Annotated in this window: 27 protein-coding genes; 17 read left to right on the forward strand and 10 right to left on the reverse strand. The window is 44.7% G+C overall.

The window, feature by feature from the left end; all coding sequences use genetic code 11:
* Positions 1-151 precede the first annotated feature (151 nt).
* From OCU74_RS00980 to OCU74_RS01005, 6 genes are all read left to right on the forward strand, one after another.
* On the forward strand, positions 152-460 hold the full coding sequence (locus OCU74_RS00980; protein ID WP_087481607.1) for a PTS sugar transporter subunit IIB: 309 nt from the start codon (positions 152-154) through the stop codon (positions 458-460).
* A 32-nt stretch (positions 461-492) separates the two neighbouring features.
* Complete coding sequence (locus OCU74_RS00985; RefSeq protein ID WP_087481606.1) at positions 493-1,818, forward strand: PTS sugar transporter subunit IIC; 1,326 nt, start codon at positions 493-495, stop codon at positions 1,816-1,818.
* Positions 1,819-1,887: 69 nt separating this feature from the next.
* The gene (locus tag OCU74_RS00990) at positions 1,888-3,273 is read left to right on the forward strand and encodes a glycoside hydrolase family 1 protein (RefSeq protein WP_087481605.1); all 1,386 of its coding nucleotides are present in this window, start codon (positions 1,888-1,890) and stop codon (positions 3,271-3,273) included.
* A gap of 39 nt (positions 3,274-3,312) precedes the next feature.
* A complete protein-coding gene (locus OCU74_RS00995; protein ID WP_087481604.1) occupies positions 3,313-3,621 on the forward strand; it encodes a PTS lactose/cellobiose transporter subunit IIA in 309 nt (102 codons plus the stop codon).
* A 176-nt stretch (positions 3,622-3,797) separates the two neighbouring features.
* Complete coding sequence (locus OCU74_RS01000) at positions 3,798-4,757, forward strand: LacI family DNA-binding transcriptional regulator (protein ID WP_087481603.1); 960 nt, start codon at positions 3,798-3,800, stop codon at positions 4,755-4,757.
* A 369-nt stretch (positions 4,758-5,126) separates the two neighbouring features.
* Complete coding sequence (locus OCU74_RS01005) at positions 5,127-5,597, forward strand: hypothetical protein (RefSeq protein ID WP_087481602.1); 471 nt, start codon at positions 5,127-5,129, stop codon at positions 5,595-5,597.
* A 121-nt stretch (positions 5,598-5,718) separates the two neighbouring features.
* On the opposite strand, the gene OCU74_RS01010 is transcribed toward OCU74_RS01005, so the two are convergent.
* Entirely contained in the window at positions 5,719-6,462 is a 744-nt protein-coding gene (locus OCU74_RS01010) for a metallophosphoesterase (RefSeq protein WP_087481601.1), read from the reverse strand.
* 112 nt (positions 6,463-6,574) lie between these two features.
* Positions 6,575-7,441, reverse strand: a complete 867-nt coding sequence (locus tag OCU74_RS01015; protein ID WP_087481600.1) for a YicC/YloC family endoribonuclease — start codon at positions 7,439-7,441, stop codon at positions 6,575-6,577.
* Between the two features lie 225 nt (positions 7,442-7,666).
* Between OCU74_RS01015 and rph the strand changes: the two genes are divergently transcribed.
* Together rph and pyrE are read left to right on the forward strand one after the other, a co-directional pair.
* Positions 7,667-8,383 (forward strand): ribonuclease PH, encoded by a 717-nt coding sequence (rph, locus tag OCU74_RS01020; RefSeq protein WP_087481599.1) that lies wholly within the window; start codon positions 7,667-7,669, stop codon positions 8,381-8,383.
* Between the two features lie 138 nt (positions 8,384-8,521).
* Positions 8,522-9,166 (forward strand): orotate phosphoribosyltransferase, encoded by a 645-nt coding sequence (gene pyrE, locus OCU74_RS01025; RefSeq protein ID WP_087481598.1) that lies wholly within the window; start codon positions 8,522-8,524, stop codon positions 9,164-9,166.
* Positions 9,167-9,237: 71 nt separating this feature from the next.
* Here the strand turns inward: pyrE and lpxM are convergent, their stop codons facing one another.
* The 4 genes from lpxM to coaBC form a co-directional block, all read right to left on the reverse strand.
* On the reverse strand, positions 9,238-10,206 hold the full coding sequence (gene lpxM, locus OCU74_RS01030) for a lauroyl-Kdo(2)-lipid IV(A) myristoyltransferase (RefSeq protein WP_087481597.1): 969 nt from the start codon (positions 10,204-10,206) through the stop codon (positions 9,238-9,240).
* A gap of 19 nt (positions 10,207-10,225) precedes the next feature.
* Entirely contained in the window at positions 10,226-11,170 is a 945-nt protein-coding gene (gene lpxL / locus OCU74_RS01035) for an LpxL/LpxP family Kdo(2)-lipid IV(A) lauroyl/palmitoleoyl acyltransferase (RefSeq protein ID WP_087481596.1), read from the reverse strand.
* A 6-nt stretch (positions 11,171-11,176) separates the two neighbouring features.
* Positions 11,177-11,767 (reverse strand): nucleoid occlusion factor SlmA, encoded by a 591-nt coding sequence (slmA, locus tag OCU74_RS01040; protein WP_087481595.1) that lies wholly within the window; start codon positions 11,765-11,767, stop codon positions 11,177-11,179.
* A gap of 76 nt (positions 11,768-11,843) precedes the next feature.
* Positions 11,844-13,046 (reverse strand): bifunctional phosphopantothenoylcysteine decarboxylase/phosphopantothenate--cysteine ligase CoaBC, encoded by a 1,203-nt coding sequence (gene coaBC, locus OCU74_RS01045; protein ID WP_087481594.1) that lies wholly within the window; start codon positions 13,044-13,046, stop codon positions 11,844-11,846.
* 198 nt (positions 13,047-13,244) lie between these two features.
* Between coaBC and OCU74_RS01050 the strand changes: the two genes are divergently transcribed.
* The 6 genes from OCU74_RS01050 to mutM all read left to right on the forward strand — a co-directional run bounded on the left by OCU74_RS01050 (position 13,245) and on the right by mutM (position 17,944).
* Positions 13,245-14,924, forward strand: coding sequence for a methyl-accepting chemotaxis protein (locus OCU74_RS01050; RefSeq protein WP_087481593.1), 1,680 nt, complete (start codon positions 13,245-13,247; stop codon positions 14,922-14,924).
* A gap of 109 nt (positions 14,925-15,033) precedes the next feature.
* A complete protein-coding gene (gene radC, locus OCU74_RS01055; protein ID WP_087481592.1) occupies positions 15,034-15,708 on the forward strand; it encodes a RadC family protein in 675 nt (224 codons plus the stop codon).
* Between the two features lie 363 nt (positions 15,709-16,071).
* Entirely contained in the window at positions 16,072-16,308 is a 237-nt protein-coding gene (gene rpmB, locus OCU74_RS01060) for a 50S ribosomal protein L28 (protein ID WP_021704597.1), read from the forward strand.
* 13 nt (positions 16,309-16,321) lie between these two features.
* Positions 16,322-16,489, forward strand: coding sequence for a 50S ribosomal protein L33 (rpmG, locus tag OCU74_RS01065; RefSeq protein WP_004728408.1), 168 nt, complete (start codon positions 16,322-16,324; stop codon positions 16,487-16,489).
* Positions 16,490-16,629: 140 nt separating this feature from the next.
* Entirely contained in the window at positions 16,630-17,133 is a 504-nt protein-coding gene (locus OCU74_RS01070) for a hypothetical protein (RefSeq protein WP_087481591.1), read from the forward strand.
* A gap of 1 nt (position 17,134) precedes the next feature.
* On the forward strand, positions 17,135-17,944 hold the full coding sequence (gene mutM / locus OCU74_RS01075) for a bifunctional DNA-formamidopyrimidine glycosylase/DNA-(apurinic or apyrimidinic site) lyase (protein WP_087481590.1): 810 nt from the start codon (positions 17,135-17,137) through the stop codon (positions 17,942-17,944).
* A gap of 26 nt (positions 17,945-17,970) precedes the next feature.
* Here the strand turns inward: mutM and coaD are convergent, their stop codons facing one another.
* Entirely contained in the window at positions 17,971-18,465 is a 495-nt protein-coding gene (gene coaD / locus OCU74_RS01080; RefSeq protein WP_087481589.1) for a pantetheine-phosphate adenylyltransferase, read from the reverse strand.
* A gap of 115 nt (positions 18,466-18,580) precedes the next feature.
* Here coaD and OCU74_RS01085 point away from each other — a divergent pair, with 115 nt between their 5' ends.
* Positions 18,581-19,645 (forward strand): glycosyltransferase family 9 protein, encoded by a 1,065-nt coding sequence (locus OCU74_RS01085; RefSeq protein WP_087481588.1) that lies wholly within the window; start codon positions 18,581-18,583, stop codon positions 19,643-19,645.
* Here OCU74_RS01085 and OCU74_RS01090 read toward each other — a convergent pair.
* Complete coding sequence (locus tag OCU74_RS01090) at positions 19,584-20,369, reverse strand: glycosyltransferase family 2 protein (RefSeq protein ID WP_087481587.1); 786 nt, start codon at positions 20,367-20,369, stop codon at positions 19,584-19,586. The genes OCU74_RS01085 and OCU74_RS01090 overlap by 62 nt on opposite strands.
* 69 nt (positions 20,370-20,438) lie before the next feature.
* Entirely contained in the window at positions 20,439-21,518 is a 1,080-nt protein-coding gene (locus tag OCU74_RS01095) for a glycosyltransferase family 9 protein (protein ID WP_087481586.1), read from the reverse strand.
* A gap of 99 nt (positions 21,519-21,617) precedes the next feature.
* Between OCU74_RS01095 and OCU74_RS01100 the strand changes: the two genes are divergently transcribed.
* Both OCU74_RS01100 and OCU74_RS01105 read left to right on the forward strand, forming a co-directional pair.
* A complete protein-coding gene (locus OCU74_RS01100) occupies positions 21,618-22,334 on the forward strand; it encodes a 3-deoxy-D-manno-octulosonic acid kinase (protein ID WP_087481670.1) in 717 nt (238 codons plus the stop codon).
* The gene (locus OCU74_RS01105) at positions 22,331-23,071 is read left to right on the forward strand and encodes a glycosyltransferase family 25 protein (protein WP_087481585.1); all 741 of its coding nucleotides are present in this window, start codon (positions 22,331-22,333) and stop codon (positions 23,069-23,071) included. Before OCU74_RS01100 ends, OCU74_RS01105 begins: the two co-directional genes overlap by 4 nt.
* 16 nt (positions 23,072-23,087) lie before the next feature.
* Here the strand turns inward: OCU74_RS01105 and waaA are convergent, their stop codons facing one another.
* On the reverse strand, positions 23,088-24,362 hold the full coding sequence (gene waaA, locus OCU74_RS01110) for a lipid IV(A) 3-deoxy-D-manno-octulosonic acid transferase (protein WP_087481669.1): 1,275 nt from the start codon (positions 24,360-24,362) through the stop codon (positions 23,088-23,090).
* Positions 24,363-24,370: the final 8 nt, after the last annotated feature.

Raw genomic sequence — 24,370 nt, forward strand, 5'->3', positions numbered from 1 at the left:
CATAGAATCATGATCGAATGTCGTTCTTTTGATGATCCGACTCACATTCCTGATGGACAAACATTGGAAACCGGTTTCCAATGTTTGTCCGAGGGCGCATACTCTAGGTGTCTAAACGAAGAACATTGAATCGAAGTAAGGAGTATCGGATATGAAAAAGATCATGCTGTGTTGCTCCGCTGGAATGTCAACCTCACTGCTGGTGAAAAAAATGGAAGCATCAGCAAAAGTACGTGGCATTGACGCGGATATCAAAGCGTACGGCGCCTCAGAGTTCAGCGATCAGGTGGGAAACTATCAGGTTGTTCTGCTTGGCCCTCAGGTGAAATACATGCAACCCGACCTACAAAAAGAAGCAGATAAATACGGTATCAGAGTCGAGCCGATCAATATGATGGATTATGGCATGCAAAATGGGGACAAAGTGCTTGATTTTGCTATCGAACTGATAGGCGAGTGAGTTTGAGACAAAACCAATAACAGGACATCAACATGAGTACTCTATACGACCATGTGGTCAATGCAATCGAACAAAAATTATCGCCGCTAGCAGTGAAAGTTGGCCAGCAAAAATATTTGACATCCATCCGGGACGGTTTCATTGCGGCACTGCCGTTTATGATCGTCGGATCGTTTATGCTAGTGTTTATCTTCCCTCCGTTTCCTGGGGATACGACGTGGGGTTTTGCCAAAGCATGGCTGGACTTTTCCGCTGAATACCGTGATGAGCTGATGTTACCTTTCAACCTCAGTATGGGGGTTATGACGGTGTTTATATCGGTTGGGATTGGCGCCAGTCTGGCAAAACATCACGATCTTGATCCGATGACCACCGGTCTTCTGGCATTAATGGCATTCTTTCTGGTCGCAGCACCGCTAAAAGATGGTGCGATCTCAATGCAGTATCTCTCTGGTCAGGGAATTTTTACTGCGATTCTGACTGCGATTTATGCGACAGAAGTGTATGCGTTCCTGAAACGAAATCATGTCACGATTAAACTTCCGCCGGAAGTACCAACCGGGGTTGCCCGTTCGTTTGAAATTCTTATCCCGGTCCTGGCGATTATTCTGACGCTATACCCGCTCAATTTATTTATTGAAGCACAAACAGGAATGATTCTGCCTCAGGCAATCATGACGCTACTGCAACCTTTGGTTTCTGCTTCTGACTCATTAGCGGCAGTATTACTTGCGGTATTTATCTGTCAGCTACTCTGGTTTGCCGGTATTCACGGTGCGTTAATCGTTACCGGGATCATGAACCCGTTCTGGATGACAAACCTGTCTGAAAACCAGTTAGCAATGACTTCCGGTGAAGCGTTGCCTCATATCTTCCTACAAGGTTTCTGGGATCATTACCTGTTGATCGGTGGGGTTGGTTCGACACTGCCACTGGCATTTTTGCTGCTGAGATCAAAGGCTGTTCACCTGAGAACTATTGGGAAAATGGGTATCGTCCCCGGTTTCTTCAACATTAATGAACCGATTTTGTTCGGAGCTCCGATCATCATGAATCCGGTATTTTTCCTGCCATTCGTACTGGTACCGATGATCAATGCTGTGTTGGCGTGGTTTGCCGTTGATTTTGGTCTGGTGGCAAAAGTGGTATCGCTGACACCGTGGACTACACCGGGTCCTATTGGTGCGTCATGGGCAGCCAACTGGGCAGTTAGTCCGGTGATTCTTTCTGTACTGTGTATGTGTTCTGCCGCTTTGATGTATCTGCCATTCCTGAAAGCATATGAAAAACAACTGCTGGATAAAGAAGCTGCTGAAGCTGCACAGGAAGAGAAACAACCACAAAGTGTGACGGTCTAACCGGTTCAGTATGAACAAAAAATGATGATTAAAGTGGGCAGTACGACTGCCCACTGATGGAGAACCAATATGAAGTATAAATTTCCACAGCATTTCTTCTGGGGAAGTGCCGCCTCTGCAACCCAGACTGAAGGGGCGGCTTTCTCTGGAGGAAAAGGGGAAAATATCTGGGATCACTGGTACAAATCAGAACCCAATCGCTTTCATCAGGGCGTCTCAGCAACTGAGGCGTCAACTTTTTATGAGAATTTCCGCTCAGATATCCAATTGATGAAAGACATTAATCATAACAGTTTTCGCACGTCTATCTCCTGGGCCCGTCTGATCCCTGACGGAACCGGAGATGTTAATCCAGAAGCTGTTGATTTTTATAATCAGGTAATTGATGAACTGGTTGAGCAGGAAATTGAACCGTTCATCTGTCTGTTCCATTTCGATATGCCGATGAAGATGCAGGAAATCGGCGGATTTGAGAACCGGGAAGTGTTGCAGGCATATGCAAATTATGCTGAAACATGCTTCCGTCTGTTCGGCGACCGGGTGAAACACTGGTTTACCTTTAACGAGCCGATTGTGCCGGTTGAAGGCGGTTATCTATACGATTTCCATTATCCGAATGTACTGGATTTCCGTCGGGCTGCGACTGTGGCTTATCACACGATACTGGCTCATGCGATGGCGGTCAGCAAATACCGGGCGCTTAATCAGACCGGACAGATTGGTATTGTTCTCAATTTGACTCCGTCTTACCCGCGCTCTCAGCATAAAGCGGATCTGGATGCCTCCAGGATTTGTGATCTGATGTTTAACCGGAGCTTCCTCGACCCGGCTATTCGGGGAGAGTATCCACTGGAACTGGTTGCGTTACTCAAGCAGTACGGACAACTACCAGATATTCAGAAAGGAGATTGTGAGCTGATCGCTGAAGGGAAAATCGATCTGCTGGGAATTAACTATTATCAGCCAAGACGCGTCAAAGCACGTTTGAGTGCTGTGAATCCGAATGCGCCTTTTGTACCTGAATGGTTCTTTGAACCTTATGAAATGCCCGGCAGAAAAATGAATCCTCATCGCGGCTGGGAAATTTATGAAAAAGGGATTTATGACATTCTGACTAACCTGCGTGAGCACTACGGTAATCTTCCTTGTTATATCTCGGAAAACGGGATGGGTGTTGAAGGTGAAGAGAAATTCCTGGTTGATGGGCAGATTCAGGATGACTACCGCATTGACTTCATTCGTGAGCACCTGAAATGGATACATCGGGCGATTGAAGAAGGCTCCGCCTGTCAGGGCTATCATTTATGGACATTCATCGATAACTGGTCATGGTGTAATGCCTATAAGAACCGTTACGGTTTTTACCGGCTGGATCTGGAAACACAGCAACGCAGCCTGAAAAAAAGCGGTGAATGGTTTGCTCAGGTCTCTGAAGCGAATGGTTTCGATGATTAATGTGTCTGTGCTGACAATAGGAATGGATGGGAGCCGATAATGGATCTGGAAGAACAGGTTATGGGAATTATTATTAATGCAGGGCAGTCCCGTAGCCTCTGTTATGAAGCGCTTCGAAGTGCAAAAGCCGGAGATTTTGAACAGGCTGAAACACTGCTGCAACAGGCTGGTGAATTTGCCAGCCTTGCTCACCGGGTTCAGACCCAGTTGATTGAAGCGGATGAAGGCGAAGGAAAAACACCGATGACGCTGATTATGGTTCACGCTCAGGACCATTTGATGACATCGATGCTGGCAAAGGAAATGGTCGTTGAAATGATCGATATGCACCGGCGGATTGCACAATGAATCATTGACTCTGATTCAGCCGGGAGATGCAGTCCGGTCATAGAATGACCGGATTGGCATGAACTATGCGCAATCCACTTGTTAAATGTGTCTTCAAAGGTAAAATGAAAATAGACGGGAACCGTTTTCCATTTTTGCGTTTTCCCTTTGATTGACCTTCGTGAAATAGGATTGTCATGGTTACTATCACTGATGTTTCCCGGCTGGCAAATGTCTCGAAAGCGACAGTTTCCCGCGTGATGAGCGGTAGCCGGGGAGTGAAACAAGAAAGCCGCGAAGCCGTGCTCAGAGCAGCTGAAGAACTTAACTACCGTCCCAATACGATGGCGCAGAGTCTTGCGACCCAGAAGTCAGACTATATCGGTGTGGTTCTGGCGACGACAGATGCCGGTCAGGTTTCAACTTTTCTGCCCTTGTTATGCCAGTCACTAAAACAAAGAAACAAACGCATGCTGGTCAGCTTTGCCGATACTCCGGAGGAATATACTCAGGTTGTAGAATCATGGGGACACGGTCAGTGTGATGCCATCATTACGTTTGGTGGAGATATTCCTGAATCCGCGCTCGATAAAACCATTGCCGTTGACAGCTATGTAAGCGATGAGTGCCGCTCGGTCAGCTATGACTACCGTTTTGCTTGCGAGAGTGCATGCCGTTACCTTTCCAGTCAGGGACATTCTTCGGTCGCTATTCTGCTTGATGGTCAGAACTTCGCTTCTCAACTGGTGCTTGAAGGCTACAAAACCGCGATGCAGAATATGTCGATCCCAATCAACCGGCAACTGATTGTCAGTGCAGATGACAGTGCTGAACTGGCGATGATGAATCTGCTCAACAGCTATTCATCCTTCACTTCGTTGATTGTGATGAGAGATAGCCATGCCGCAATTGCAATGAAGCTGCTTCAGGACTTCAATCTGTCGACTCCGCAGGATGTATCCATTCTGTCTCTGGAAGATTCCTCACTCGCTAAACAGTTAACCCCAGCACTGACCTGTATCAGTTATCCGTCAGAACGGCTGGTTGCAGCCCTGATGAAAGAACTTGATAATTTTCTGAACCGTCATCCGTCAGAAAACCGGGCAAGTATTCAGGGAAATCTGGTTGTCCGTGATTCGGTGGTTAACCGTAATTAACAAATTCTCCATTCATTGTCTGTACCGTTTCGGGTGAACCCCTGAAGTTGAGGGGATTCACCACCGTACTATCTCCGATTGAAACGACTCTCCTTTCCCCGCTTATTCAAAGCATTTTATTTTCAGGAGATGAAATTGTTTGATATCAATAGAATGAGTACTGATTATTATGGTCTAATTCTTAGACCAAGCTAGATGAATTATAAATATCCGATTGACTTCAAAGGAAAAATTTAATATTTGTAAAGAATATTATTCATCCTATGAGATTGATTTCATTTTTAACGATGTTCAGTACAACTCACACCTGAATTAAATTCGTTAAACCAGATGATGATTATCTGAAGCGAAACTTGAATATTTAAACCTATGAATATGACTTTGATTGAGGGTAGGGTTAAATCCTGCCAGGCTGTAACACAAAATGCTGTTCGCATAGAGCTGGAAGGTTCTCAAACAGTCATTCGTCTGACACTGTCAGAACCATGGGTTTTAGAAGATGGCGACCTTGTTGCTGTCTCTGGACTTCAGGACCCAGAAAGCGACGTTTTTTTAGGGTATGGTTATGTTAATCAGTCAAAAAACATCAAAGCATCCATGCGTAGTAATGGCATGCCATTTATTCTCTTTGGTGGTGTTCTTACCGTGATCACTCTGTGTATTCTCGCCTTTATTTTTTCTGGTGATGGCTACATACATTTGTCTGATTTTATTCTGGCTATCCCACCATTTTTAGTTCTGCTGTTTTCCACTTTTTTCATCAAAGTGGGAGTAAAGGCAAAGAGAAAAGAGAAGGCGGTGAGAAGAATGCTGAATGAAGTGCAATTGATGAAGAAATAGATACTTCCAGCCTGTGTTTGATTTATGTACAACAGGAAAAACTACCAAAGCCCAATAAGATAGCTTATGCAGTAAGATAGCTACTTTCTATGAGTGGGGATGAATGAAAGTAGCCGATAGATCAATGGTCAGAGACTGTTACTGTATCATGATAAATATCATCGGATAGATGAAAGACGTTGAATCCAATCTCTCTTTTTTGATCATACTTCATCTCATGATGGCAAGAGTGATCAAACTGAATCCATGAGGATGGGCATGATAAAAACACAGTATTTTCTCTTTCTTCTATGAAGTAGTTATGACAATGCCCATAAGAAAGATATTTTAAATTATTTATTTTCAGTAGCGATTTCATAAATAAATCACCATTATCAAGGCATATTTTTTTAAACCACTCCGCTCCAATTTTAAAAGGTGGATGATGAATAAAAACTATCTTATTCGAGTTTTCTCTAAGCTTAGACTTTATAACTTCAAAATGAGAAAGGTCTATCTTTCCTCCACCCAGATATTCTCCTTTTTCACTGGAATCCAAGAAAACTATATCATTGTTGCCTATCTCTAGAGTATCTTGAATTTTAAAGAAGTCTGCTTGTTTGGCTAACTCTCTCATTAAGGCTATATCATCATGATTACCAGGAATAACATATATTTCATTTTGAGTGAAATTTCTTATATATTTATAAAGCTCTATGTAATGTGCTTTATCTGCTTTCATTACCATATCACCAGAAAGAACCAAAATATATTCATCATATAACTTATTGATTTTGTTTAATACTAAGGATAGGTTTTTCCTTGAATCGTGACTTTTATCTCTAATGCAAAAGTGTATATCTGATATCTGAACTATTTTATCCATTTTTATTTAGGTTCCCTATGATTTTCAATTTCGTACATATTGTGCCTGAACTAGGGAAATAAAAAAGCCCTTGTATAAGGGCTTTATAAACGTTAATGGAATAACTTGGAAGTTACTCTATATTTTGGATCTGCTCCCTCATTTGCTCAATTAACACTTTAAGCTCGACGCCGGAAGCGGTGACTTCGGTGTTGATTGATTTTGAGGCCAGAGTGTTCGATTCGCGGTTGAATTCCTGCATCATAAAATCGAGGCGTCGGCCACAGGAGCCGCCTTTATTGAGGATGTTTTTGGTCTCTTTGACATGAGAATCGAGCCGATCCAGCTCTTCGGCGACATCAGATTTCTGAGCCAATAAGATGAGCTCTTGTTCTACCCGGCCAGGATCGAGTTCGATTTTAGCTTCTTCAAACTTGTTGAACAGGCGTTCCCGCTGCCATTCGATAACTTCCGGCATGTGGGCGCGTACCTTAGTGACTTCCTGAGTGATTGCATCCAGACGCTGTTCAATCAGCACTTTCATGTTTTCACCTTCACGCCCGCGGGTTTCGATGAAGTCAGTTAAAGCACCATCAAATTCTTCCAGTAGTAAAGTGTTGATCGTGTCCATATCTTGTTCAGGCGTTTCCATTACACCTGGCCATTGCATCACCTGAAATGGGTTGACCCGGCTGAGTTCTCCGGTCATATGCATGACTTGATTGGCGGCTTCGATTACCTGTTTGGCGAGATTTTCGTTAATTGTAAGCTCACCTGTTGCCGAATGCTTGGCGTCAAAGCGCAGGTTACATTCTACTTTTCCCCGGGCCAGACGCTTACGAAAGCGTTCGCGTAAAATCGGCTCTAGACCACGGAACTGCTCAGGGAGTCGAAAATAGGTTTCGAGATAGCGTTGATTGACAGAGCGGATTTCCCATATGGCGGTGCCCCAGTCAGCCTTGACCTCTTTGCGTGCGTACGCGGTCATACTATAAATCATCAAATTTTCCTTAGGTCTTGAAGATTTGGAATCTGCTATTCGCTTCATCTTAACACAAATCTGTAGTTCAAGGCGTGAGTTGATAACGAATCCGGCAGATTGATGTATTCTTCGTTATATAACCTTGGTAACGTCGAGTTCCTGATGGTGGTTTGCTGGTCTGATTTCCGCTATAATCTGCGGCCAATTTCATCACTCATCCAGATAAAAACAGGTAGCTACCTTATGCGTCCAAACGACCGTGCTGCGGATCAAGTTCGTCCGATTAAAATTACCCGCAATTATACCGCTTATGCCGAAGGCTCTGTGCTGGTTGAATTCGGAAATACTAAAGTGTTGTGTAATGCCAGTGTCGAAGAAAATGTACCACGCTGGTTGAAAGGTCAGGGGAAAGGCTGGGTGACAGCTGAATATGGTATGTTACCACGGGCAACACACTCCCGGACCCGTCGGGAAGCGACCAGTGGAAAGCAGGGTGGTCGTACGATGGAGATTCAGCGTTTGATTGCCCGTAGTTTACGTGCAGTCGTCGATCTGGCAGCGATGGGTGAAATCATGATCACTGTCGATTGTGATGTGATTCAGGCTGATGGCGGAACCCGGACTGCATCAATTACCGGTGCCAGTGTGGCGATGGCGGATGCGTTCCAACATCTGGTTAGTTCCGGAAAGCTGAAGAAAAACCCTATGAAAGGCCATGTAGCTGCGGTTTCTGTCGGCATTCTGGGTGAAGATGTCTTATGCGATTTGGAATATGTTGAAGATTCGGCTGCCGATACAGACATGAATGTCGTGATGACCGAAGAAGGTAAAATGATCGAAATTCAGGGTACTGCTGAAGGTGAACCGTTCAGTCATGAACAGTTACTGGATCTGCTGGCTGTCGCGAAAAAAGGTATTAGCGATATTGTCGCAGTGCAGAAAGCTGCATTAGAGAATTAATTGTAGAGAAATAGCTCCTGTCGGGGCTATTTTTTTATCTGCCGGTTTATTATTTACAGGGAAACTTGTTTGCAGGAATCCAGCCTGCTGGAAAATCGGTTGTGAAGAGACAAATATAAACGTAAAGAGAGAAAGTAAATGAAAGCGTACCAGCGTGAATTTATTGAATTTGCCCTTGAAAAAGAAGTTCTGAAATTTGGTGAGTTTACCTTGAAATCCGGTCGGAAGAGCCCTTATTTTTTCAACGCCGGCCTGTTTAATACCGGGCGGGATCTGGCGCGTCTGGGACGTTTTTATGCCGCAGCTTTGGTTGATTCAGGGATTGATTATGATGTGTTATTCGGCCCTGCGTATAAAGGTATTCCGATTGCGACAACAACGGCAGTTGCTTTAGCTGATCATCACAATGTTGATACGCCATACTGTTTCAACCGGAAAGAAGCCAAAGATCATGGTGAAGGCGGTCATCTGGTCGGCAGTGTGCTGGAAGGAAGAATCATGCTGGTGGATGATGTGATTACAGCCGGAACCGCAATTCGTGAGTCGATGGAAATTATCAAAGCCAATGGTGCCGAGTTGGCTGGTGTATTGGTAGCGATCGACCGTCAGGAGAAAGGCAAGGGAGAACTATCTGCAATTCAGGAAGTCGAAAGAGACTTTGGCTGTGCGGTGATTTCAATTGTGGGTCTGACGGATTTAATTACTTATCTGGAAGAGCAGGGCGATAATGCTGCGCATCTGCAGGCAGTTAAAGCCTATCGTGACCAGTATGGTGTGGCATAACTTCCCGGACTAAATGGAATACGGATGGATGTGGTTCCACATCCATCTATTTATCCCATCAGAATCAGTCATTACTGGTAGATTTTTTTACCGTCACGCTGTGTTTGCAGCAAAAACAGATTCCACATGTATTGCTCCGGATGCGGGGTAACCAGATCTTCGATAGCTTTATTCATTGCCCGGGCATCCTGCTCTTCATCTCCTGTCGGGAAATTTTCAATGGCCGGGAGGATATACACTTCGTACTTGGATGTTTTATCGTTGTAGGCCGGTAGCACCGGAATGACTTTCGCTCTGGATAGACGAGCCATCTTACCAAAGCCTTTCAGTGTGGCTTTTTCAGTGGCAAAAAATGGCACAAAAACAGAGTTCTGCGGGCCGTGATCTTCATCCGGAAGCCAGTAACCGATATAACCATCTTTAATTGAACGGACAAACGGTTTGACGCCGGCATCCCGCGCAAAAATACGCCCGCCATATTGCATCCGCTGGACATGCATCAGCCAGTCACCAATCGGATTGCGCTGTGGTTTCATGATGGTTGTGACTTTATAGCCACGGGCCGCTAGCATAACTGCTGGGTAATCGACAGCCCATGCATGCGGTGCGAGGATAATTACTTTTTCACCGGCATCCAGTAACGGCAGTAGGTTTTCTTCACCAATCAGAACGCCCCGCTGTTGGTTATGTCTGGTCGAACGGACTAAAAATTCTGAATAACCCAGCATATATTGTGCAGCTTTGACAAACGTTTCATGCAGGATTTCCTCACGCTCGGATTCGCTCTTTTCCGGGAAACAGTAGGCGAGATTGACTCTGGCCCGGCGGACGACCCGGCCGTTCTTATTTACAATCAGTTTTGACATTTTTCGCGCAAGGCCGTCACGCCATTTGGGGGGCATGAAAGCAAACAGTGCTGCGAAAAAAACACCGAGCCATGTTCCCCAGTGGCGAGGATGCAGAAAGGCCCACTGGAACGTCGGGTTGTGCAGATAGCCGTCGATGCTGTTCTTATTGTGATTTTCTGGAGCTGTGCTCATGAACGCAAAATCCTGATTCTTATTGATATCGTGAGTTATTTGTTCCGTCAGGTAACGATTTAAATCGTTTGTGTAACCACATCCACTGTTCCGGTGCACGCATAATGATCATTTCAATGTATTTATTTAAATAGGCAGCGGCGGCACTCATATCTTTTTGCGGATAGTCATCTTCGATGGAAATATCTGCCATGATTTCATATTTTCCCTGAGCCGTCCGGAATCCGGATACGGGAACAAGGGCACACTTGCTAGGATAGGCAATAAGGCTGGTACCCGTTGTGGTGCAGGCTTCTTCAACCGCAAAAAAAGGCACAAAGACCGACTTATTGTGTCCGTAGTCCTGATCCGGCAGGTAAAACAATCGCTCGCCTTTGCGTAAGACCCGAATCATCTGTTTGAGGTCACGCCGGTAAACCAGTTGGTTGCCGTTCCGGGTTCGGCCACGATACTGGATAAACTCGTAAGCCGGATTACTGTGTGGGCGATAAACGCCATAACCGGGCAGACCGAGTACGGCAAAACCGCGGGCACAGATTTCCAGATTCAGAGCGTGGACCGCACACAGAAGAACACCTTTATGATTTTCTGCGTGTTTTCTCAGGGCACTGATATCTTTTTCTATCAGAATGCGGCGAAAACGCCAGGTCGGCCAGAACCAGGTAATGCCTGATTCGATTAATGCAGCCCCGGTATTCTTAAAGTTTTCGGCTACCATTGCCTCAATATCATGTGATGACATTTCCGGGAAGGCGAGTTGCAGGTTTCGTCTGGCAATATGAACCCGTTTTTTACCAATCTTCATTCCCATTTTTCCCAGCGCTCGCCCGAGAGAGAGCGATACCGAGTAGGGAAGCAGATTGACTATTGCAGCCAGCAGGCCAAACCCAAACCAGACACCCCAATATTTGGGGTGTAGTAAAGTGATGGAAAAGGCAGGTTTGCCTATTTTGTAATCATTCATAAAACGTTATTTCAGTTGTGCACTGAGCAGTGACCAGTATTCGTCAAAGTTTGCCGTCGGCTGATATTTAAAATCTGAACGGACAAAGCGGTTCAGGCTTCCTTCAACCTGCCCTAATAGTTGGGCGGCCAGAATATTTTCTCCGACCGGGAATGATTTTCCTTCCCGGAGCTGGCGTTCCCGCAGTATTTGCCGCAAAGAGGTTTCAATCCGCTCGAAGAGCTGATTGATCCGTTCGCGCAGACGCTCATTTTCAAACATCAGGGCATGACCGGATAGTATCCGTGTCAGGCCGGGATTACGTTCGGAGAATGTCAAAATCAACTGCATGACCATGTTCAGACGGTTTAAGGTATCTTTTTCTTCATGGAGGATCATGTTGATCCGTGACATGAGTGTCTCTTCGATAAACTCGATCAACCCTTCGAACATCCGGGCTTTACTGGGAAAATGACGATAGAGCGCCGCTTCTGAAACACCGACCTGTCTGGCGAGCTTGGCGGTAGTAATGCGAGAAGCGCCATCATGAGACTCCAGCATTTCAGCCAGAGCCTGAAGAATTTCGTCACGACGATTACTTTTTTTTGTTCCGGTCATTTCCGTACCTTTTCCGTTACCACATGCTATCAATCACAGACTGAGCGAGAAAATTCAGTCAGTTATTGTTTGTATTTTATCCTATTTTTTCGCTGATGAGTGTCATCAGTTCCAGTGCAAGCTGAGACTTGGATGCCAGCGGCAGTTTTTTCTCACCCGATGGCCAGAACAGATGAAGCGCATTTTGATCACTATTGAATCCCTGCCCACTGACTGAAACATCATTGGCGCAGATCATGTCCAGATTCTTACGGGCCATTTTTGAGCGGGCATATTGCTCAACCTGTTGTGTTTCTGCGGCAAAACCGATAGTAAATGGCCGATTGCTGGTCATCGCGGCGACAGAGGCGACAATATCCGGATTTTTGACCAGTGTGATGGTCATTGTATCGGAATCATCGGTTTTCTTAATTTTCTGTTCGGCAACGTCAACCGGGCGGTAGTCGGCAACAGCAGCACAACTGATGAAAACATTGTGTGACTGGGCCTGTGTCATCACGGCTTCATACATGCTTGATGCGCTGGTGACATCGACCCGTTGTACACCTGTTGGTGTTGAGAGACTGGTTGGTCCGGCAATCAGAGTGACGTTTGCGCCAAGCTGCGCGGCTGCCTTTGCAATCTCAAATCCCATTTTGCCGGAACTGTGGTTGGTAATATATCGAACCGGGTCGATATCTTCCCGGGTCGGCCCTGCGGTAATCAGAACGGATTTTCCGGAGAGTAATTTTGGCTGGAAGAACTGTTCACATAAACCAACCAGTTGCATCGGTTCCAGCATGCGGCCAGGACCAACGTCCCCACAAGCCTGCTCACCGGCGTCCGGCCCCCAGATATGCATGCCAAATGATTCGAGGGTATGCAGATTTCTTTGGGTTGCGACATGACGGTACATTTGCTGGTTCATAGCCGGAGCAACTGCAACCGGAGCCTGAGTGGCCAGTATCAGCGTGGAAAGCAGGTCATTGCCCATTCCGGCTGCTACTCTGGCAATCAGATCAGCACTTGCCGGTGCCAGAAGGACTAAATCGGCCCATTTTGCCAGTTCTATATGTCCCATTGAGCGTTCGGCTGCCGGATCCAGTAGGCTGTCTGAAACCGGATGACCGGAAACGGCCTGCATGGTGAGCGGTGTAATGAAAGCTTTGGCCGCATTTGTCATAACAACCCTGATTTCTGCACCGTGATCGATTAGACGGCGAGTTAGTTCAGCGCACTTATATGCTGCGATGCCACCACTGATCCCCAGCAGTATTTTTTTTCCTGCCAATGTTTGCATTTTTTCATTCCTTAACAACTCTGCGCGCTATGCTAGCACAACTCCTGAGAAGATGTCAGAACTGTGTCAGAGACGGACTCATCCGCCCAGAATACCATATTTGCAGACTTGAGTATTACTCACAGATATTTGCAGAAATATATGCAATAAGGGTTATATTTATGAATTGTAAATTGAGATAAATAGGTGAGGAATCTTATGTTTAGTTCTCTTCGAAGTCGGACCAAGCTCCTCTTGCTCACTGTGATTCCCCTGATGGTGATTACTGCGGTGATTACCCTGGTTTATTACTGGAGTGGCATGAAGTCGCTGGAGCAAGAGCTCGGACAATATCGTCAGGAATTGGTAAATAGTCATAAAAATGAGTTGAAGTCTTACCTGATGATGGGAACGACGGCGATTCAGTCTCTGTATGACAGTGATCAGCATGGTGAGAATAAAGCACGGGCCAAAGAGATATTAAAGGCGATGCGTTTTGATGATGATGGTTATTTCTTTGCGTATGATTCGCAGGGAGTAAATACATTGCATGCGATTAAACCGGCATTGGAAGGGAAAAATCTGTATGACCTGAAAGACAAAAACGGAGTTCCTGTTATTGCCGGGTTGATTCAGGCGGCGAAGTCTGGTGACGGATTTCTTTATTTTTCATGGCATAAGCCTTCTCTGAATGATCAGGCACCGAAGCTGGGATATGCTGAGTACCTGCCAAAATGGGACTGGGTTTTGGGAACCGGTGTTTATATCGATGATATTGACCATCAGGTTGCTGCTTTTCAGTCCAACCGGGAAGATCAGCTATATCAACAGACGTGGTCTGCTATCGGACTGTCGGTTATCGGTCTGATATTAACGATTATCATCGTAAGCTGGCTGGTTTCCAGAGGCGTCGCTCCACTTCAGCATATACTTACATCCTTGCAGGATGTCGCCGCCGGAGGTGGTGATTTGACCGCCCGGCTGAATGTTGAAAGTCGGGACGAAGTCGGACTGGTGGCAGAGGCATTTAACTCATTTATGGACAAACTTCATCCGCTGATTTCGGATATCAGCCGGACTGAGCGGGATGTTGTTCTGGCCGTGAATGATTTGGATCAGCAGACATCTCATTCCACCCAGAAAATGAATAGCCATTGTCAGGAGACCGATAAAGTCGTTGCAGCCGTAACCGAAATGAGTGCCACGGCCCGTGAAGTGGCACTGAACACCAATGCGACAGCCCAGGCGATAGAATCTGCCAATCAACAGATTATTGAGGCACAGAATGAGGTTAACCACGCAATAGAAGGGATTGGTAATTTGGTGAAAGAAGTGCATCTGACCTCAGATGCTATTTCAGAGCTGAGTGAACAGGCTGGTGAAATAACTCAGGTGTTGGATGTAATCGGAGAAATTGCCGAACAGACTAATCTGCTGGCACTGAATGCTGCAATAGAAGCTGCCCGTGCCGGAGATCAGGGGCGGGGATTTGCTGTCGTGGCTGATGAAGTCCGTTCTCTGGCAAGCCGGACTCAGAATAGTACGCAAGAGATCGGTGAAATGTTGAATTCACTGAATCAGGGAGTCAGTAAAGCGGTTAGTCGTATGCAATCCAGCCGGGAGCGGGGAGAAAGTACTGAACAGGAATCAGTGCGTATCAGAGAAAGTCTGTCAGGTATTTCTCAGGCGATACGAACAATTCAGGATATGGGTATACAGACTGCTTCTGCGGCGGAGCAACAGAGTGTGGTTTCTGAAGAGATCAACCAGAACCTGGTGGCGATTCAGCAGATTGTGAATGAGTTGAACCATAATCTGCAACAATCGGAATCAATCAGTGACCGGCTGGCGCAGTCTGGTCGGAAAATGGGAGATTTAGTCGGACACTTTAAGATTTAACAGACATCATGATTGCAACTGGAGTTGATGCTTCTCGGAAAATGTACCACTAAAGTTGCATATGGTCTCATCTTCAGTTTTTGTATGGCAAACAGAAAGGAGCCATACGATGAGTCTTAAATCCCTTCCTAAAGAATCAATGCCACGGGAAAAGTTGCTTTCCCGTGGCCCCCTTGCACTATCTGATGCTGAGCTATTGGCTATATTCTTACGAACCGGGGTTTCGGGGATGAATGTGCTTGAACTGGCTGATTTTCTTTTGCAGGAATTTGGTTCGCTCCGGGCACTGTTTTCTGCATCAAAGGCTTCATTCTGTCGCTATAAAGGACTGGGGGAAGCTAAATTTGTTCAGATGCAGGCGGTTCTGGAAATGGCTCAGCGTTATTTTTCGGAAACTCTGCAAAGAGGGGATGCACTGACGAATCCGCAATATACCCGTTATTATTTGTCGGGAGTGCTTCGTGATCGGCGACGGGAGGCATTCTATGTATTGTTTCTGGATAACCAAAATCGGGTGATCTGCGGTGAAATTTTGTTTGAAGGGACAATCAATGCAGCAAATGTGTATCCGCGGGAGATTGTCTCCCGGGCACTTCAGCATCACGCTGCGTCGTTGATTCTGGCACACAATCATCCCTCCGGTATTGCCGAGCCCAGTCAGGCTGACCGAAGTATTACCCGGCGCATTACCGATGCATTAGCGCTGGTGGATATCCGGGTTTTGGATCATTTTGTGATTGGCGACGGTGAAATTGTCTCGTTTGCCGAACGGGGCTGGATTTAGTGTGTTCTGATAGAAACTGGCTGCACTTTATCTTTATTATCCGGTCGATTTGGAAGTAAGCGGTCGCTTTCGGCTGATTAGGGGGAATTTACGAAAGTTTTAGTTGTGAGATAAGGAGATTCTGTTATCATTCGCCCACTAAATTTTCAACCTATTATCAGCTCGGCGATGAAAAAGATCTAAGGATCTGCAAAAAAGGATCTGTTCGGGTCTTGAGCAATGCACATCAAGTTAGTATAATGCGCGACCTTTGATAGCCTTGTATGGATTTTCCATAATGGTTTTAAACCTCACCCTTCATCATGGAGAGAGGTTCGGCCACCAAGGTTGATATCGAGCTGAAACGATTTGGAGAAGACATTCATGTCCCGAGTATGCCAAGTAACTGGTAAGCGTCCTGTAACGGGGAACAACCGTTCGCACGCACGTAATGCTACTAAGCGTCGTTTTCTGCCGAACCTACAAACTCATCGTTTCTGGGTAGAGAGCGAAAAACGTTTTGTTAAACTGCGCCTGACTGCGAAAGGCATGCGTATCATCGACAAGAAAGGCATCGATGCTGTTCTTGCTGATATTCGTGCTCGCGGCGAAAACGTTTAAGAGGAATTGAACAATGGCTAAAGGCATTCGTGAGAAAATTCGTCTGGTATCTTCTGCAGGTACTGGTCATTTTTACACAACTGACAAGAACAAGCGCAACATGCCAGGTAAATTCGAGATCAAAAAATTTGATCCTGTAGTTCGCCAGCATGTTGTTTACAAAGAAGCAAAAATCAAGTAATTGAACTGCTTTTTGTAAGTTTGCATAAAACCCAGCTTTGGCTGGGTTTTTTATTGCCTTCACCTACCTTTTTTCAGAGAAAGGGCATAGGATGAACGGATAATATCTATTGAGTGCAAATATCTGTTGAGAGTACAGCGATGAAGGATCGAAAGCGACGTTGGAATAATTACCTGATTCTGGCGGTGATTTTATTTATCGTCATTTTGAATTTACCAACCATCATTAAAGATTATCTTTTGCCTCATGAAGAGAGTAACAATCCATCTCTTCTCAATCCCCAACTGACAATTACTTCGATACAAACATTGCCCTGGTCGCTGGAGCGTGAATCCAATGGTGACTGGAAATCGACAGTGTCGTTTGATATCTCTGCTCTGGAGCTGGTACAGCGTTGGCGGGGTATTGTCGGTACACTGGTAGATGATAAGACTTACCAGTCGTTGGCAGGTAAGCTGAATAATCCGAGAACGGTAGAAGTCTGGTATGAAGAACAGGAAGAACCCCAGCGGATTACTTATTATCGTTTTCCTCAATTCTGGTTGTTGAAAAACTGGCAGGAAGAGTGGATTGCGGTGACTGCGGAAGACAGTTATCTGTTTCCTCCGGTACTTTCCGAAACGCCGACGCAGGAGGAGCATTGAAATGCCGGAATTACCCGAAGTTGAGGTCAGTCGATTAGGGATCAGTCCTTATCTGGTCGGTGAGCAGGTGAAATCTGTGAGTGTTCGTACGCCGAAGCTTCGCTGGGAGATTCCTTTCGAACTTCAGCAGATCGCCGGGCAGGTGATTCGCCGGATTCAGAGAAGGGCAAAGTATTTATTGCTGGAAACCGATGTCGGAACAGCGATCGTTCATCTGGGGATGTCTGGCTCTTTGCGGATTTTAGATGCACCGCTTCCTCCCGGAAAACATGATCACGTCGATCTGTTTATGATGAATGGTAAGGTTCTGCGTTATAACGATCCCAGACGATTTGGCGCATGGCTATGGGCTGAAAACGGAGTGAAACACTCTGTGCTGAATAATCTTGGCCCCGAACCACTTTCTGATGAACTGACTGCTGACTACATGGCAACGAGAGCGAAAGGGAAGCGAGTGACCGTGAAGCAGTTTATTATGGATAATAAGGTGGTTGTCGGAGTAGGTAATATCTATGCTAATGAATCGTTGTTTACGTCCGGTATCCGACCGACACGCGAGTCCGGTTCACTGACGATGACTGAATGGGAAAGGCTGGTGGCTGAAATTAAGACCGTACTTGCTTATTCTATTGAGCAGGGCGGAACCACATTGAAAGATTTTGCTCAGGCTGACGGAAAACCCGGTTACTTTGCTCAGGAGCTGCGGGTTTATGGTAAAGCCGGAGAGCCATGCCCTGAATGTGGACAAGGCATCCTTGAACAGAAAATCGGACAACGGAACACCTTCTATTGCCCGCTTTGCCAAATATAGCTGATGTGCTTGATCTCCGGGCTGGTTTAAACGTTACGTTTTTTACGGAGTGATTCAGCAACGATTGGGGGAACAAAGGTATCGACATCTCCGCCGTGAATGGCAACTTCCCGGACAATCGTTGAAGAAAGAAAGGCGAATTCGTTTGCCGGAGTAAGGAATACACTTTCCAGCTCTGGCATAAGTCTGCGGTACATGTTGGTCAATCCGAACTCATACTCGAAATCCATGGTTGTCCGTAGACCGCGGATCAATACATTTGCACCAACTTGTTTCGCAAAATCAACTAAAAGCCCGGAGAATCCCTGAACGCTCACATTGGCTAAGTGCCCGGTGGCGTGCTCTGCGAAAAAAACTCTTTCTGCCAGAGTGAACATGGTGTTTTTACTGGGGCTGGCGGCAACGGCAATAATGACTTCATCAAACATACCGGCGGCACGATTGACAATATCAAGATGCCCGTTTGTCAGAGGATCGAATGTGCCCGGATAGATGACACGCGATAATTTTTTTTTGTTCACAGCCTGTTATCTCAAAAGTTGAACTGAGTTACTTAGGTATATAGTAACAAAAAGACTCAAAATCACCTATTGAAGTGCGTATGATAGACGGGAAGTGACTGAATAAGAGTTTGAAATGAAAAAGCTACTTGTGATTCGTAATGATAAAATCGGAGACTTCATGCTAGCGTGGCCCAGCTTCGCTATGCTCAAAGCATCAATGCCAGACTGCCATATAACGGCGTTGGTTCCCGGTTATACTATGGCACTGGCTGAACTGTGCCCATGGATTGATGAAGTCCTTGAGGATCCGACCCCAAAAGGTTCGAAAGCATCCCAGCAGGAACTTATCCGGAAAATTCGCCAGGACAGCTTTGATGCATCTATCAATTTATTCTCGACAACATACAATGCCCTGTTAGTCTGGAAAGCGAGAATTCCGTATCGTATGGCTCCGGCGACAAAATTGGCACAAGTATTTTATAATCATAGGGTTAAACAAAAACGTTCACAGTCAGCCAAACCCGAGTATGAATATAATTTGGATCTGATTCGTATTTTTTTAAAGGATCATCAGATACCGATTGTCGAACCAAGCGCTCCTTATCTCGCCTTCACACCATCAGAACTTTCGAAGCAGAAGGATAAACTGGCGGCTCAGTTGAGTATTCATCCTGATAAACCCTGGATTTTTGTTCATGCGGGTAGTGGTGGTTCGGCCAATAATCTTTCCCTCGAACAGTATAGCCAGTTGATCGATGGACTCGATGGTGATTTTGAAGTGGTGTTGACTGCGGGGCCAGGTGAAGAAGAAAAGGCTTATCAGCTTCAACTGCGTATCAATCATCAGGGTGAAAAAGCGGTTGTATACGATAAAAATGACGGCTTGGTCGATTTTGCCAAATCAATTGCCTGTGCGAGCCTTTTCATTGCCGGCTCAACGGGGCCATTACATATTGCAGCCGCGATTGATGTTCCTACCATCGGCTTTTTCCCGGCCAAACGTTCGGCAACACCATTACGGTGGAAGCCGCTGAATTCGGAAGGACGCCATCTGTCATTTTCTCCACCGGTTCAGGGAGATAAATCTCAGCAGGAAGATATGAGTCAAATCCGGATTGAGTCTGTTCTGAGTGAGCTTAATCCTTGGGTGGTGTCGTATTTGTTTTCACCCAGAGGTCGGCATATTTCACAAATGTAGAGTGTGCGGAAAGCAGAGATAACAGGAAGCCCTGCTTTCCATCTAAAAATCCGGCTTTGATAACATACATCTTCAGAAAACATCCCATTGCATGGATCATTCCCTGACTAATGCTGCTTTTTTTCCCACGTTGCTGGCGCTGTTCTGCCCAGGCTTTGGCGTATCCTGCGGATTTCACCAGATAATGATGGATATCGTCGTAAGTATAGTGGATCGCATCTCCGGAAAGTGTTTCTACAGCCATAGATGATGTCACTTCAACTTTTTCATGAACCAGTGCATCGTTGTACTGTGTCAACTGGGTAGGATATAAACGCAAGACTCTGTCAGGATACCACCCACAATGACGGATAAAACGACCGAAGACCCAGCTCAGGCGTGAAATCTGGTAGATAGTATTGGGCTTATCTGCTCTTACCGCATTCTGGATGCTGCTTCGGAGCTCTGGTGTTATCCGCTCATCTGCATCCAGCCATAAGACATAGTCTGATTCGACATATGACTGCGCCAGACGACGCTGAGGGCCAAATCCCGGCCAGTTAGTATTGGAAAAAAACTTGTCCGTGAATTGACGGGCAACTGTTTCTGTATCATCTGTGCTTCCTGAATCAAGGACAACAATCTCATCGACCCAGCCCTGAACCGTGTTCAGACAGGCTTCCAGATGCTTTGCTTCATTTTTCACAATAAGGGCAACGGCTAAGGTTGGTTGTCTCACGATGATGTTTCTCCGTTGGTAGACGATAGTAGTTGATAGACGATAGCTGTATGTTGATATTCGTATTCTGAATGACTAAATCGTATTTGAGCTCACTTTATCTGAGAGGTGAAAGTCTTTCACCGCTTTATCAAACATCTGAGTGACTTGAGCGGCCTGAATTCGATTCATTGCTGATTCATCTTTTACCCGGGAACGCCAGTTTAATTCTGATATTTCTTTGCCAGTTTCTGCTTTAATCGCATCTTCATAGGCAGAGACAACATACTCCCGATAGGAATAAGGACCGGTTCGCTGTGGATTATGATGGGCATAAAGACCGATAACCGGTGTATTCATTGCGTTTGCCATATGAGCCGGGCCGGTGTCAGGTGCAATGACCAGATCACTTTTGTCCAGCAGTGCCAGCATCTGTTTTAAAGTACTGTTGCCGACCAGATTGGTGACAGGACAATCAATCAACTTCAGTATCCGGGCAGCTAAATCGGTTTCAACCTGAGCCGGTGAGCCGGCGAGGATGATATTCCAACCTTTGTCATATACATATTGAATGACTGCGGCATAACCTTCAGCCATCCAGTTTTTATAGGCTTTGCTGGCTCCGGGAACTATCACTAGATTACGTTTGTGTACGTTTAATTTTTCTTCTGCCCATTGATTGTCACTATCAGAATAAGTAAGTGCCCACTTTGGTGTAGTGTCTTTAATACCCAGAAATTGAGCAAACGCAAGCATACCATCCAGCACATGAGGGGCATTAGGAGAAGGAACATGTTGATTGGTAAACCAGGTCTGAAAGTCCTGACTACGTGTTGCATCAAATCCTAGTTTATAGGTTGCTTTGATCCCGAGTGTTGCAATACTGGCTCTGAAAGCATATTGCATGTGCAACAGGGCATCAAACTGTTCTCCTTTGAGAGTTGTCCATAGTTGCCGGTATGCTTTCAGTCCCTGTTTCTTATCAAAAATAATGACATTAATGTTTTCAAGATCATGAATTAGCTGGGCCTCTAATTTACCGGTAATCCACGTAATTTTTGTTTGAGGCCATTGGCGTTGAATCGTCTGAACCGCAGCAATTGCATTGCAAACATCACCAATAGCAGAAAGGCGCAGAACACAGATAGATCGGGGAGCAGAGTCAAATAACGCCATAACTGTCACTAGAGGCAAATAGAATTGACAGGAATTATGCAGAGAGAGAAAGAAAATGTAAAATGCTGATTGAGTGAAGCTTTCATCATTGGGTTGGCTGTGAAAACGTTCGAGCAAGGTAAATTACGGGTTTGGTATGATGAGGTGCTGTTATCGGTATCTCCTGAACTATGCTTTGATGCCAGTTTCTGGCAACAGCAGGATAAGATTGTTGGTCAGGCATCCGGAAGAGGTACAACATGGTTTATCCAGCTTGATGGTATTCAGGGAGCATTGCGTCATTATCGGCGGGGCGGATTATTTGGCAAGTTGGTTAGAGATCACTATCTTTTTTATAATTGGGATAAGACAAGGAGCTACCAGGAATTTCAGGTTTTAGAGCATCTGAGAAAATCTGGTGTAAATGTTCCCCGTCCCGTTGCCGCCAGAGCTATTAAGAAACATGTATGTTATCAGGCAGATTTAATTACAGAAAAGATCCCTAACGCACGTGATTTGGTGACAATTCTTCAGGAAAATTCATTGAGTGATGAGGTCTATGGGAAGATTGGTCGGGAGATTCGCAAGATGCATGATGCGCAGGTGAATCATACGGATCTGAATATCCATAATATTCTGATTGATGAGCAGGAGCATGTTTGGATTATTGATTTTGATAAGTGCTATCTCGATGCCTGTCAGAATTGGAAATCAAATAATATAAAGCGCTTAATACGCTCTTTTAAAAAAGAACAAGTAAAAAGTAACATTTTTTTTAGTAACCGCTCTTGGGAGTCATTGATGGATGGTTACTTGCTGGTAGTGGATGAGTTATGAAATTATATGTGATCAACTTAGAAAGAGCCTTAGAGAGAAGAAAGAGGGTCGAGAAATGTTTATCAGAACTCAATGTCGATTTTGAGTTTTTTAATGCTGTGGATGGGTTTAAAGGTCTTCCGATTGATTTAGCCGCCAAACCTAATGATCAATATAGAATTAAGTATCGTGGAAACCCTTTGACGCCGGGAGAAAAAGGGGTGTATGCAAGTCATTTCTTATTGTGGAAAAAATGTATTGAGCTAAATGAGCCGATAGTCATTCTTGAAGATGACTTTCTTCCAACGCTTTTCTTCAATCAGGTCATTGAGAAGCTTCCATCTTTACATGAAAAATATGATTACTTACGTATAGAACCACAAGACAATCATATTGAATGTAATGTGTTTGAAAGTACTCATGATGGCTTCCAAATTGTGATGTGGAGAGATAATTTAGGGGGAGCAAGAGGTTATAGTATAACACCATCTGCTGCGGATAAATTTGTTTCTCACAGTGAAGAGTGGCTATGCGCAGTCGATAACTTTATTGGTGAATCGTATAAGCATGATGTTCCTGCAATGGGAGTTATTCCTTACGCAATATTCAATCCATCCGACATGGAAAGTCAGATACAGAATATCGTTAAGAGGATAAAGGTTAATCCTGTGAATAAAATATTCAGAGAATTGAATCGAGTATATAGAAGTCTTTTACTTTGGTTATGGAATATAAGATATTTAAATAATAGAAAATGAATTAATACAAAATTTACTAAGAAAATATTGTACAAATGGTTTTGCGAATTGCCCCTGTATTTTTTCTTATAGTTTTTTTTGCTTGAAATGACATCTTCTTCCTTTTTTCATCATCGTTGAATAGATCTATAACATACCCATGAAGTTCTTGAGCATGATTTACAACCTGAAGAGCTTCCGCATTTTTTAGTTCAGTTGTTATATCATGAAAATTATAGAAATTGGGGCCAATAAGTGTTGGAACTTCCAATGCTGCTGGTTCTAAAACATTGTGTCCACCTGTATCTCCGAGTAGGCTTCCTCCCATAAAACATACATCAGATGCACCAATAAGAATGAGCATTTCTCCCATAGTATCACCTAAATAAACCTGAGTCTGTACGTGACTCTCTGCCTCTAGTGTTCTCCTACACACTGAGAAATCGTTTTTAATACATAGCTCATATACGGTATTAAATCTTTCAGGATGCCTTGGAACAAGGATAAGTAATGCATCAGGGTAGGATTTTAATATTTTTTTATGGCTTTCAAGTATAAGCTCATCCTCGCCATTGTGGGTACTTGCGGCAATCCAGACTGGTCTTGATTTTCCTAAGTAATCACGTAGTTCTTTAGCTTTGTGCTCGATTTTTTGAGAAATGGTTATATCGTATTTCATTGAGCCAGTTACAGATAGCTGAGATTCATTCGCTCCCAGAAGTAGGAAGCGCTTCTTGTCTTCATAATATTGACAGGAAATATGGTTAATCTTAGGAAGACACATTTGAATGAATATTTTGAACTTTCGATATTTCTGATATGATTTTTCAGATAGTCTTGCATTAATAACAGATATATTCACCCCATTTTCCTGTGCAATATGTAGAAGATTGGGCCAAAGTTCTGTTTCCATAATGAGTAGATGAGAGGGATGAATTGTTTTTATGAATTTTTTTATAGCAAAAGGGAAGTCTAATGGAGCATAGCGATGTTCGACTTCAGGAATTAAATTTTGTGCTTGTTCAGCTCCTGTAGGTGTAGTTGTTGTAATAACTATCTTTTTATTTGGATATATTTGTCTTAATTGTTTGATTAAAGAGGCAACGGTGATCGTTTCTCCGACGGAAACTGCATGAATCCATATAGGACTTCCGGTCTCTGTCGTATTTCTTGTTAGTGGTGGTGTTAGGCCAAAGTGCTCTTTCCAGCGGTGACCTACAGGTGGTTTTCCTGGCCTGTTTTTATACAGTCCAACAAGAAAAACTGGTGCAACCAGAAACAATAAAAGTGTGTAAAACCAGCGAAGAATCATCATATGTA

It is taken from the genome of Vibrio mangrovi, assembly GCF_024346955.1.
Taxonomy (GTDB): Bacteria; Pseudomonadota; Gammaproteobacteria; order Enterobacterales; family Vibrionaceae; genus Vibrio; species Vibrio mangrovi.